Origin of the sequence: Priestia sp. D3YE.R1, from assembly GCF_049199565.1 — a bacterium.
In the GTDB taxonomy this organism is placed as follows: domain Bacteria; phylum Bacillota; class Bacilli; order Bacillales; family Bacillaceae_H; genus Priestia; species Priestia aryabhattai.
On sequence record NZ_JBLTHW010000015.1, the window covers coordinates 1 to 12,965 of the forward strand.

At 34.0% G+C, this 12,965-nt stretch carries 10 protein-coding genes; 7 read left to right on the forward strand and 3 right to left on the reverse strand.

The window, feature by feature from the left end:
• Positions 1 to 28: 28 nt before the first annotated feature.
• Positions 29 to 214 carry a hypothetical protein gene (locus ACOZIR_RS27760; protein ID WP_080890117.1) on the reverse strand — a complete coding sequence of 62 codons (186 nt, stop codon included), beginning with the start codon at positions 212 to 214 and terminating at the stop codon, positions 29 to 31.
• Positions 215 to 1,527: 1,313 nt separating this feature from the next.
• Between ACOZIR_RS27760 and ACOZIR_RS27765 the strand changes: the two genes are divergently transcribed.
• From ACOZIR_RS27765 to ACOZIR_RS27775, 3 genes are all read left to right on the forward strand, one after another.
• Positions 1,528 to 2,799 carry a cation:dicarboxylate symporter family transporter gene (locus ACOZIR_RS27765; protein ID WP_045289626.1) on the forward strand — a complete coding sequence of 424 codons (1,272 nt, stop codon included), beginning with the start codon at positions 1,528 to 1,530 and terminating at the stop codon, positions 2,797 to 2,799.
• A gap of 37 nt (positions 2,800 to 2,836) precedes the next feature.
• Positions 2,837 to 4,279, forward strand: coding sequence for an aspartate ammonia-lyase (gene aspA, locus ACOZIR_RS27770; RefSeq protein WP_045289624.1), 1,443 nt, complete (start codon positions 2,837 to 2,839; stop codon positions 4,277 to 4,279).
• Positions 4,280 to 5,067: 788 nt separating this feature from the next.
• Positions 5,068 to 5,901, forward strand: a complete 834-nt coding sequence (locus ACOZIR_RS27775) for an STAS domain-containing protein (RefSeq protein WP_045289622.1) — start codon at positions 5,068 to 5,070, stop codon at positions 5,899 to 5,901.
• Between the two features lie 586 nt (positions 5,902 to 6,487).
• Here the strand turns inward: ACOZIR_RS27775 and ACOZIR_RS27780 are convergent.
• Positions 6,488 to 7,450 carry a TIGR03943 family putative permease subunit gene (locus ACOZIR_RS27780; RefSeq protein WP_045289620.1) on the reverse strand — a complete coding sequence of 321 codons (963 nt, stop codon included), beginning with the start codon at positions 7,448 to 7,450 and terminating at the stop codon, positions 6,488 to 6,490.
• Positions 7,451 to 7,460: 10 nt separating this feature from the next.
• Entirely contained in the window at positions 7,461 to 8,447 is a 987-nt protein-coding gene (locus ACOZIR_RS27785) for a permease (RefSeq protein WP_421536094.1), read from the reverse strand.
• Positions 8,448 to 9,391: 944 nt separating this feature from the next.
• Between ACOZIR_RS27785 and ACOZIR_RS27790 the strand changes: the two genes are divergently transcribed.
• The 4 genes from ACOZIR_RS27790 to ACOZIR_RS27805 are packed head-to-tail and all read left to right on the forward strand — an operon-like array spanning position 9,392 to position 12,928.
• Positions 9,392 to 9,700 carry an HMA2 domain-containing protein gene (locus tag ACOZIR_RS27790; protein WP_237758357.1) on the forward strand — a complete coding sequence of 103 codons (309 nt, stop codon included), beginning with the start codon at positions 9,392 to 9,394 and terminating at the stop codon, positions 9,698 to 9,700.
• Positions 9,701 to 9,718: 18 nt separating this feature from the next.
• A complete protein-coding gene (locus tag ACOZIR_RS27795; RefSeq protein WP_310878909.1) occupies positions 9,719 to 10,252 on the forward strand; it encodes an HMA2 domain-containing protein in 534 nt (177 codons plus the stop codon).
• Positions 10,252 to 12,366 (forward strand): heavy metal translocating P-type ATPase, encoded by a 2,115-nt coding sequence (locus ACOZIR_RS27800; RefSeq protein WP_237758369.1) that lies wholly within the window; start codon positions 10,252 to 10,254, stop codon positions 12,364 to 12,366. The genes ACOZIR_RS27795 and ACOZIR_RS27800 overlap by 1 nt, the downstream gene beginning before the upstream one ends.
• Entirely contained in the window at positions 12,338 to 12,928 is a 591-nt protein-coding gene (locus ACOZIR_RS27805; RefSeq protein ID WP_045289614.1) for an HMA2 domain-containing protein, read from the forward strand. The genes ACOZIR_RS27800 and ACOZIR_RS27805 overlap by 29 nt, the downstream gene beginning before the upstream one ends.
• Positions 12,929 to 12,965 lie beyond the last annotated feature (37 nt).

Genomic DNA, 12,965 nt, shown 5'->3' on the forward strand with positions numbered 1-12,965 from the left:
CATTAAGAGTAAAAGTTAAAACTTTATTTTATATACTCTTCTTCATGCCACATTCTCTACATTCACGTAAGAAAACGCCACCTTTTACGGAGCTTTTGAAGTAAGCTGAGTTACAGTGATCGCAACGGCCACTAACCTTATTCGGAAATTCCACATGGTCATACACTTTATCAAGATCGATTTCTTGCTCTTTTATTTCTTCCAGGTTGATCACTCTTTTCTATTTGACTTTTATTAGACTAACACAATTAGGTCTATATAAAAGGTGTATGTTAAAATTACTTTGTTTTTTCCACTAGTTGCACCTGAAAAATTTGCGTTTCTTGAATACCTGCTCTTTGGAGTTCCTGTTTAAATGATTCTCTTTGACCCGTCACGTAACGTGTAGACTCTAAAATTGTACATGAATGTACCTCTACCCAAATAAGTGATTCCTGTACACGATTTCTTCAGGAACTAAGCCAAGCGAACATCAATTAGCTCGCTTAATCTCATTTTATTCTTTAACTCAAATACATCATCAATAAAAATAAATAAATCCCCAAGAGAATCAACAAGCTGAATGAATCCTGTCTCTGTTATGCAATGACCTTGCTTATATTATTTCTTAAAGGCATAGGCTCTTTCACGCTACGAAAGGTTAATATTTCAATAACAGTTCGTCGTTATTAAAATATCATTCACTTCTATGAGACCTGTCTAAATAAAATGTACGCGAAATGAATAATAATTTTCTTGATTTATCTGTCGTATATAAATATAATGTAACTGAAGTACGCAAAAAGAGAACATGAAATTAAAAATATACTTTTCGTTATTATCATTTTTTTGATTCCATTCATTACCTATATACAAGAAACGTATGTTTATTATAATAAGATTACAGTATGAAGAGGCTGAAGGAGATACCCCAACTTAATGCTGTAGTTTCGTTAATTAAGTTACACATGAAATAAATCCTAAATTCCTTTAGATTTCGGAGAAGATATATGTAGTTACGACGATTGAATTTTTTGAAAGCGATATCATTCTATTCGAAGAAAAACATTTTAAGAGATTTAATTATTTTAACAAGTTATAGAGATATCTAGTGTTATTGCTATCTTATCTCTAGACACTAGATAAAGAAGAAGATATTTCTTTATCTGAAATGAAGGAATAATAGATGAGGATATATTGTCTAACATTCATATAAATCTAGAAGTGACTATTGCTACATTTATATGAATGTTAGACAATAAACAGGATTTCAGAAAGGTTAAAAGGATAATAGAAAATCTCTTTATAAACGATACTATATGCTCAGGTATATAAGGGGAGCCGAAAAAGTGTACTTTTACAATGAAGATTTTGAAAACGCTTTACTGAAGGGGGGAGTTAATTTCAAATCATATGATTACCATTTATTTTAAAGATTATTCACACATTGGACTTATTTTTAATTATTGTCTTTTTTATAGACGCTAGCCTAAGCATAGGCTCTCTTTAAGTGTTTTAATGAACCGCAAATTGAAAGGGGTTACAACTATGAAGAAATTGGGATTAGCTACACAAATATTTATTGGACTTGCGTTCGGTATTGCTATAGGCGCTATTTTTTATGGAAATAATACAGTGATGGCCATTCTTCAACCTTTAGGGGATATTTTTCTTCACCTAATTAAAATGATTGTTATTCCTATCGTTGTATCCGCACTCGTCGTATCTATAGCTGGTGTAGGTGACATTAAAAAGTTAGGAAGACTAGGTGGAAAAACCATTCTTTATTTTGAAATTGTTACTACAATTGCATTAGCAGTGGGCTTATTAGCTGCAAATTTATTCCATCCAGGTAGTGGTATAGATATGGGGAACCTTGAGAAAGGTGATATATCCAAATATGAAGAAACATCTAAAACAACTGAGAGTGCAGGTGTAGCAGCTCAAATCGTTCATATTATCCCAACCAATATATTCCAGTCGTTGACTGAAGGGAATTTATTAGCGATTATCTTTTTCTCAGTCTTATTTGGTCTAGGAGTTGCAGCAATTGGAGAAAAAGGCAAACCAGTTTTAAACTTTTTTGAAGGTGTACTGGAATCCATGTTTTGGATGACGAACTTAGTTATGAAATTTGCTCCATTTGGCGTATTTGCTTTAATTGGTTTGAATGTGGCGAAGTTTGGAATCGGTTCATTAATCCCTTTAGGAAAGTTAGTACTTGTTATATATCTGACCATGATTTTCTTTGTTTTTGTAGTATTAGGTATTATTGCAAAAATGGCTGGAACTAATGTTTTAGTTCTTATAAAAATCTTAAAAGATGAGTTAATTTTAGCGTTTACAACCGCAAGCTCTGAAGCAGTATTGCCAAGGTTAATGACTAAAATGGAGAAATTTGGTTGTCCGAAAGCTGTCACATCATTTGTTATTCCGACAGGATATACCTTTAACCTTGATGGGTCATCCATTTACCAAGCCATTGCTGCCCTTTTCATTGCACAAATGTATGGGATTCATTTATCTTTCATAGAACAAATTACACTTTTACTTGTATTGATGTTGACTTCTAAGGGAATGGCAGGAGTTGCAGGAGCATCATTTGTTGTTGTATTAACAACATTGGGCTCAATGGGATTACCTCTAGAAGGTATGGCATTCATTGCTGGTATTGATCGCATTTTAGATATGCTTCGTACATCTGTCAACGTAGTAGGTAACGCATTAGCTGCTATTGTGATGTCTAAGTGGGAAGGCGGATTCGATAAAGAAAAAGCAAAGCATTATACAGATTCTATTAGAAAATCGGACGTAGCATAAAAAAATTTCTTTTTATGTAAAGAAGGAGATCAATGTTATGACAAATATAGAAATACCAGAAAAACAAAATGTAAGAATTGAAAAAGATTTCCTAGGAACAAAAGAAGTTCCTACTTATGCTTATTATGGGATTCAAACTTTACGAGCAGTTGAAAACTTCCCAATAACAGGATATCAAATTCACCCAGAGCTTATTAAAGCATTAGGAATCGTTAAAAAGGCTGCTGCTCTTGCTAATATGGAAACAAAAAGGTTATATGATGGGTTGGGTAATGCAATTATTGAAGCAGCAGAAGAGGTTATTGAAGGGAAAAGAAACAATCAATTTATTGTTGATCCAATACAGGGTGGTGCGGGGACCTCAATGAATATGAATGCAAATGAGGTTATTGCAAATAGAGCTTTAGAGTTACTTGGTCACAAGAAAGGTTCTTATTCCGATTTAAGCCCTAATAGTCATGTAAACATGTCACAATCAACAAACGACGTATTTCCAACTGCTATCCATATTGCAACGCTTAATTTGTTAAATAAGTTACTGAAAACAATGAATTATATGCACAGTGTATTTCAGAAAAAGGCAGAACAATTTGATTCTATTATAAAGATGGGACGTACTCACCTACAGGATGCAGTTCCAATCCGTCTTGGTCAAGAATTTGAATCATATAGTCGTGTTCTTGAGCGCGATATGAAACGTATTAAGCAATCTTATGGACATTTATATGAGGTTAATATGGGAGCAACTGCAGTTGGAACAGGTTTAAATGCAGATCCACGTTATATCGAAAATGTTGTAAGATATCTAGCAAATATCAGTGGTTTACCACTTAAGAAGGCCAATCATCTTGTAGACGCGACTCAAAATACAGATGCTTATACAGAAGTCTCTGCTAGCTTAAAAGTGTGCATGATTAATATGTCTAAAATTGCGAATGATATCCGATTAATGGCATCTGGTCCTCGTGCAGGATTAGCTGAACTTATATTACCAGCTCGTCAACCTGGTTCATCTATTATGCCTGGAAAGGTCAATCCTGTCATGCCTGAAATGATTAATCAAGTAGCTTTTCAAGTTATAGGTAATGATCATACAATTTGCCTGGCATCGGAAGCAGGTCAACTTGAACTAAATGTGATGGAGCCTGTTCTTGTGTTTAACTTGCTTCAGTCAATCAGTATTATGAATAACGCATTCCACGTCTTCACAGACCATTGTCTAAGAGGCATTGAAGCAAATGAGGGACATTTAAAAGAGTATGTAGAAAAAAGTGTAGGGATTATTACAGCCGTAAATCCACATATCGGATATGAAGTAGCAGCACGAATTGCTAGAGAGGCTATTTTAAATGGGAAGTCGGTACGAGAACTATGTTTGCAATATGACGTATTGACTGAGGAGGAGCTTGAGTTAATTTTAAATCCCTATGAAATGACGAACCCAGGTATATCTGGCAGCTCCCTTTTTGACAGAAATTAATTTTCGAAAGCGTGCTTCATATTAAGTTTATCGTATAAGCCACCTACTTTGGATATCCCTAGGTGGCTTATTTTCTGTATACACGTCAAAAAATACCAACTGCCATTCAAACCATGCTATTTTTTATACTCCAAGTACCACCTAAATGCTTTTTTTCATGGAACACTCTCGACGTTCACGTAGAAGAATGCGCTATTTGTCGTCAATAAGAATAAATAGTAAAAGTTTCAATTTTATAAGATAGTTTTTACATTTACTCTTTTGTATAAAATAAAGACTTATTGTGCTTTTGATTTAATTTATATCAGGAAAAACATAATAACCTTAAATGTTTATAAATTTTCTATTTAATTACCATGAATATGATAATTCCTTAAAAGATCAGAAGATATATAACATGAGGAGGGAATAACCATTTCCTATTACGAAGAATATAAATAGTGATGTTAATTATTGTTTATGAAATACCTACAATTTACTTAGGACAAAATCCCTTAGAGGTATGCAATAAAAAAGATGTTTTAAACCGTCTCTTTTTAGTTAACATATCTATTTACAAATTTAATATTCTGGGATGTAAAAAAGTTTAATTTTATACATATGTTGTAACTTATCTGAAATAGTCCTGTCATAAAGGTGTGTTATGATTTAGGGGCACTATACAACTAAATAAAGAATATAAGCAACTTAACATTTCATCATTATCAATACACTTTTCAATATGCTTAGTCCTCTAATCCTCATCTATTAGAGGACTATTTGCTTTTTAAGATAAAAGGAGGGACACTTTGCAGTATATACAACAAGAAAAATTACATGCAATTAAAGAAACTATTTTGCAACGAAAAGAAAAGTTAGCTGAAAATAAAAGACTAGATCTTGCAACGTCTCATAATATCTATACAGAGTTGACTACTTTTCGCTTGGACCTTCTTACCACTTATGCCGATTCTCTTTTGGTGGAAAAAGAGGCAGCAAATGAAGTCATGGCACAGTGGGGAAACAATATGGCTAATTTATTAGTCAATCATGGACTACCATTAAACCTAGCTTTAGAGGAGATTAGCTATTATCGAGATGTAATCGGAGAAATAATAAAAGAAGAAGCAAAGAATAATGATTTTTCCCTCGATGCTTTTTATCAAATCATTTCTCACTTTAATAGCATTGTAGATAATGCCATTCAGTTCGTAAGTAAGTCGTATGTAAAAGACTACACTGAAAAAATAAATTACGCTCAATATGCCATTGATGAGTTATCTGTTCCCGTTGTTCGTATGACAGAAGAAATAGGCATCCTTCCTTTAGTAGGTGATTTAGATACCAAACGGGCACAGTATTTGATGGAGAGTGCTTTAGAGAAAGGAAGCCATTATAAATTAAAATGGCTTATTATTGACTTATCAGCTGTGCCCATTATTGATACGATGGTAGCAGATCAACTGTTTAAAGTAATAGCTGGACTACAGTTATTAGGAATTGAAGTCGTTATCAGTGGGATACGTCCAGAAATCGCTCAAACCATGGTGAGCTTAGGAATAAAAGTTGAGGGAGTTAGAAGTTTCTCTAGTTTACATCAAGCTGTTCAGTATACAAATTCATTTACAGAATCTTTAATGTGAATATTTTTATGGATTATGAGCAAACTACACCAGACGCTGTGAAGCTTCTATTTGGAAATCCTAACTCCTTGTTGAGTTGACGACATGCATTTTAGAAAAGCCACTGATATACGCCAGTGGCTTTTCTCCTTTTTAATTATATATGATATATAGTTAGTTAACATAAACACTCTTCCGGTACACACGACAAAAAGAACCCCTTGTGCCACAAGAGGTTTAAGATAATATCACGACTTACTTTATGCAGCTTTTTATACATCCCTGATATAACGGGTTTTTCTCTCCGGGTGATTGAAGATAAGGTGAATAAAAAGTGCACATTTTATATATATGCTCGTTCGGAAAAATATAGTTTTTATGGAAATAATATGTTATTATACTTCTGCACATGCATTTTAATAGTGAAAAGCCACCTGTCCTGCAAATACTGGGTGGCTTTTTATTTTTCTAATAGTAAGTTTTCTTCAATACAGAAGCTCTAAAAAGTATAGTTTTTTAAACAGCACTGTACTTCCCAACTATCTAACGTAACGAATACATTATGTGTAGCTGGACCTTGGTAGCATACACATACCTTATAGTCTTTTTATTCTTCAGGGTCTATCAGTTGTTCACCTTGATAAAGTTCATATACGTACGGGCTATCAGGCTGGTCAATGGACTCAATCTGTTGAACCTGAATATAGGGGACATTTTCTCCGTTATACGTAGTTTTTTGTATGATTCCTTTTATATGAACCCAAGTATCTTTTTTTAATGCCGAGGCATTTTCTAGTGTAGATAATAAGCCGTATACAGATGCATCTGCTGCACAACAAGATATTCCAAAGCGAGCAACAACGAATTGGCTATCTTTAAATCCTTTTTCACGATATACAAAGCCATTGACCTCTATTTTTTTCCCAATGAACTGCTCTGTGTTGCTTTCAATAATGCTCATGACTGGAATATAAGCGGTGTCATTTATAGAAATTTTCGTTTGTTCCAGTAGCTTCTTTTCGAGTAATTCATAAAAACCTTTAGGCGCTACTTTAGCTGCAATACCATTTTGATGTGTGGTTGGAACGTTCTTTGGTGTGTCATTTGAATTTCCAGACAATAAATCATTCGTATCTTTTTCTAGTTCTGAATTAGTGGCAGAGATGTTTTTATCACCTCGGGTTTGTTGCTGAGTATCAGGTTTGTTAACTGCAAAATTTAATCCTCTTTTTACTGCAACCGAACTATCAAGTGTGTGGTTAGAAAATAAAAAGCCCGTCATGATAGGCAATAGAAATAAAGAGTAAATAAGCGTTGTTCGAATTTTTCCTTTTTCCGTATGATCATGACCGCATTCACAAGATGAATCCTTATTTAAACTACTTCGCCAAATTTGTATAATTCCCAACAAAAAAAAGGTACCAGAAGAAAACAATATAAAAGGCATCATTTTAGGCGCAATAAATTGAATGATTTTACCTGTTAATATGAGTTTAAACATGAGGAGGGAAAAACCAATTAGTAATATTCCCCTTATATAAATGATAAATTGCTGATCAATTTTATTCATACCATTTCTCCTATCTCCTAACTATTCCATAAGTCATGACGATAAGATACACAATCACAGTAATGATAAGAATCAGACTAAATGCAAAACGTTTTTTAAAAAAGGACAATAGCATAATGGTGTTTTTAAAATCCATCATTGGTCCATATAGTAGAAAGGCAAGAAGAGCTGTAGGTGAAAATGTATGAGAAAAAGATGAAGCAACAAAAGCATCTGCTTCTGAACAAAGTGAAAGTACATAAGCAAATCCCATCATAACGGCAGAAGACATATAGTCATTGCTTGCAAGGTTCGTCAATAGTTGTCTATCTAAAAAGGTTTGAAATAGACTTGCTACGAGTGCACCAAATAATAAGTATTTGCCCATGTCGAAAAATTCATCACCGGCATGATATAACGTTTGTTTTAATTTGTTGCCTACGTTTGCTTCTTCATGTTCATGAACGTGTACATGTCGTAGCTGATTTGAATTTTTAAAAAAGAAATAAACGGATAAACCAATTAAAAGACAAGCCACAGCAGCCAGGCCCATACGACTGTAGACGATGGACGTATTTGACTGGAATGCATAAAAAGTAGCAGCAAAGACAACGGGATTTAAAATGGGTGCCCCAACTAAAATGACAATGCCGATATGAAGAGGCATTCCTTTTTTTAATAAACGCCTTATAACTGGAATAATGGCACATTCACAAACCGGTAAAAGAGCACTTACTAGAACAGCTGGTAAAAGAGCTATATAAGGATTTTTTGGAATCAGACGTTGAATGAATTCTTCTGAGACAAATACTTGAATAAGGGCAGATGCAAATACTCCCAGCAAGATAAAGGGGATAGCTTCAAGTACAATGCTTAAAAAAATGGAGTTTACATTTAATAAAGATGCTGGAATGGCTAAATCATTTGTATTTATATTAACAAAGAAAAAACAGTAACCAAAAAGCATTAGTAACAGCACACCAATTAGGTCTTTACTTAACTGTGATAGAGTTGTCATAATCTATCGTTTCACCTCCAATTACTAGAACTATATGATAGAGTTTGAACAAGTTATGCACCTCATAAAAAAGAGTTAATATAAAAAATTTATTTAAAAGATAAAAACCTCGAAAATAGTTATTATATCCTTTTATCAAAACGTAATGATTACGATTTTTATATATATTATGTAAAAATTATAAGATATATAACTAGGAAAAATTAATACATTTAGTTTTTCCATTTCTTATCTTAGCATCATTGAATTTAGCACTAGAATATAGTGAGAGTGGATATATGAATTATTTGTATGGTGGAATCTTCCTGTTTGTTGGCCTATTTCTAATCACTGTTTTGTTTTCGTATCAAAATACGCATATTGATCCAGCTTTTGGGACTACATTAAAATACCAAATTTATGCTTTCCCGTTATTTTTAATCGCTAATATGTTAATTGGATATGGAATCAAATTTGGGTTTAAAGCTGTTCATAACTTAACATTTGTTCTACTGACGTCGAAAAGGGATGGAAGTAATAATTTCCGTATTAATAGGTTACCTTTTCTTTAAAGAAGCTCCTACGTGAAAAACCTTACTAGGAATTTTTATTATGGTTATAGGGGTAGTTATTTCTAAAATGAAGTAGAGAGGGTGACAATTCAGTATGAACTAATTAAAAAGAAAGAGGTATTATAAAAAATCAATAAAATATTCTTTACCTATCAAATAAAGAGATTTTAAACATCTACAGTAAAGAAAAAGAATGAAAGAATAACACCTTTCATTCTTTTTTATATAGGTTAATTCTTTTTATAAAAAATATATCTATCATTATCCTAAAACAGAGATAATTTTATTGCTTACTGTCGCGTAATAAAATTTACATTATTTTAATACTTATATTGTTATAAAATATATAAGTTGGTAAAATAAAGAAAAATGATTGGTGGTATCTAGATATTAATGAGTATTAAAGAAAAGATACTAATGAAACATGCAGAAAGAAAACTACATAAATTACAAATTGAGCTTGTGCATTTTATTCCAGGAAGAATTAGACTTCGATCAACCGTTTGGAAAGAGAATAAAAAACTAGTTGAATTAATTATTTTAAATTTGAAGTCTCAAGTTCTTGTCTATGATGCAGTCTTTACGTTAGATACCGGAAGTTTACTTATTACATATAAAGCTTCCCATATGACAAATAACAAAGAACTTGAAGAGTGGTTTCAACTTATTGAACAAATATATCAAGAAGAATATAGAGCTTAAGGAAAGGGAGGGATGAGCATGCTTCCTACTGTAATTGGTTTAGGTGCCTCTTTTATTGCCCCAAAAATTATGTCTCAATTCCGTGATCAAAAAATAAAAGTAGTGCATGCGATGCCGGGGCGACTGCGTATACAATGTGACAGTTGGAAGCACCGTATCATTGCACATGCTCTAACGGAAGAAGTAAAAAAACATCCTCTTATTTTAACATCGGAAGCTTCAGAACTAACCGGAAGTTTGCTGCTTCAATTTGTTGTACCTCATATTAACCAGGAAGAGCTAGATGAACTGATGAGTTATATCGTACAAATAGCAGCTAACGCCATTTTAAACAAAGGTGCTACATTGATGAATGGCATGACTAATACACTTGGATTTATAGATAAAGGGATTAAAAAGCAAACTAATGGCTTTGCTGACTTTGATAGTTTATTTGTTCTATTTTTATTAGGAAAAGGAATTCAGACGTTTGGAAGTGCGCCTGCTTTCTCTGCAAGCTTACTTTATTGGTCATACAACATCATTAAAGATAAGGGGGAAAAGAAAAGGTGATGATGTTCGGGGTAAAGGTAGCTCATTCTCTCCCTGGAAGAACCCGATTTTATATACCTAAACAGCTAGAAACAAGCCATATTGAAACTTGGTTACGCTCTTTTCCAGGGGTATATTCTGCAAGCTATAATCAAGTAACCGGAAGTCTACTCATTTATCATCATATTACTCTCTCTTTATACAGTCTAAAATCATTCATCCATAAATATAAACATACACTAACGCAAGCAGCATGTTCATGGAAAAAGTCTATACCTATCATAGCTTGTGGAACTATTTTTTTAGTTAACTGGTACCTTCAGCGTTCTTCATATCCTGCTATAGTAAAAGCACTTTCCTATTGGCTTAGCACCTTTACTGCTATTAGTACTTCCTATGATGTAATTAAAGATGGTGTTGTTCATGTCCTAAAAGAACGAAAAGGTAATGCTAATACATTAACGGCTGCTTCTATATTCGCTTCTTTGTATATGAAGAATCCAGGATCGGCTTTAATTATCACTTTGATGTCTACTATTAGTGAACTATTAACAGACTATACGTCTGAACAAACCAAACATTATATTCACTCCGTCCTAAAATTAGATGTCTCGTATGCCTGGAGAGTAAAGGAAAGGGGCGTTGAAGAAAAGGTTTTAGTCGAGGATATTCAAGTTGGTGATAAGGTTGTAGTTTTTACTGGAGAAAAGATCCCAGTGGATGGAATCATAATAGAGGGGACCGGTACAGCAGATGAAGCTTCAATTACTGGGGAGTATATGCCACGAGAGGTAAGTGGTGGAGATAATGTGTACGCTGGAAGTGTTTTACAGAGTGGACACGTTGCGGTAACAGTTGAAAAAGTAGGAGAAGATACATCCCTCTCTAAAATTGTAAAATTGTTGGAGGAAGCACAAGATAAACGCGCTCCTATTCAAAATATAGCCGATACAGTAGCTGAAAAAATGGTTCCTGTTTCTTTTGGCTTGGCACTGCTTACATTTTTCTTCACTCGAAACCTTAACAGAGCGATGAGTATGTTAGTTATTGATTTTATTTGCGGAATTAAATTATCAACAGCCACAGCTTTATATGCATCCATTGGACGTGCTGCAAAAGAAGGGGCTATTGTTAAAGGCAGTGATCATATTGAAAAGATGTCTAAACTAAATACAGTTATTCTTGATAAGACCGGAACTATTACAGAAGGAACGCCTGTGGTTCAGCAAGTAATTGCTGCTGAAGGCTTTAACCAAGAAGATGTCATTCGTTTAGCTGCAGCAGCTGAGAAAAATTCTACCCATCCTATTGCTGATGCAATTATGAAGCAAGCGAAAGATTGGAACATTTTAATTCCGATTAGAGACAATAATGCTCAGGTAGAAACAACGGTAGGAAAAGGAATTTCCACTTGGTTAAATGGTAAAAGAGTTGTTGTTGGAAGTTTACGCTTTATGAATGAATTAAAAGTTAAAACAACCAACTTACTTCAACACATGCAAAACGACGAAAATGTGATTTATGTTGCTTATGATCAAACACTTGTAGGGGTAGTTAGCATTTTTGACAAAATACGTTCTGGTATGCACCGCGCAGTGAATAATCTTCGACATCAAGGTATCAACGACATCATTATGCTTACTGGAGACAAGCGAACGGTTGCAAGAGAGATGGCGCTTCGCTTAAAACTGAGCTGGTATCATGCAGAGGCTTTGCCAGAGGATAAAGCCTTTTATGTAAAAAGGTATGGGAAATCAGGAGCTGTCATGATGGTAGGTGACGGCATTAACGATGCACCAGCTTTAGCTCACGCTCATGTAGGTGTAACGATGGGTGCGAAACGAACAGACATTGCTTCAGAAGCCAGTGACGTTATTATTACGTCTGATAACCCAGAAATGCTTTCTGAGTTAGTTGAACTATCTAAAAAGACCATGAACATTATTAAACAAAACTTTATTGCCACGTTTGCTATTAATGGTATTGCAATTTTATTGGGTGCTTTAGGTATCTTCTCTCCAATTGTGGGAGCAGCTATTCATAATGCGGCCACTATTGGTGTAGTAATAAATAGTGCAAGAATCTTATGGTTAGGGAGGGAAACCAATGAATCCCAAATTCTATGTTCTGCATGATATACCAGGTCGTATTCGATTTCATATCCCAGCATTGAGAGATAAGAAAAATCATGTGGAAATTGAGCATATGTTTTCTGCTTTAAAAGGTATAGCGAGTGTGAGAATAGAACCCACCATTCAAACCATGCTTATTCACTATGATGTTTCACAACTTTCTCGCAATACTATTTTTCGTTATGTATCTATCTTTTTTCAGCAAACGCGTTTAGATCCACTAGATGATATTATGATTCAAATGGATCCTGCCACACGAAATGATTGGCTACGTACATTGTTTTCTGGGGGCTTACTTCTACTGGCAGGTATTCGAAAATCATCTTTTTATAAACCAGATGCACTCGTATATGGAGCAGTAGTCGCAACAGGCTATACGGTCTTATCCCATGGTACGAGCAATAAAATGAGGCACCCAGATATTTTAACTGGAATTGTTACGATGCTATCTCTAGGGCCATCAAATATGCTATATGTAGCGATGATTACATGGATTGTGAATGTGTTGGAATTGTTACATGAAAAGCAGAAAGTGCAATCACAAAAGTTATCTACAATTACGTAAGATATTCATTCATACCTTTTGTATGAATTGATATAAA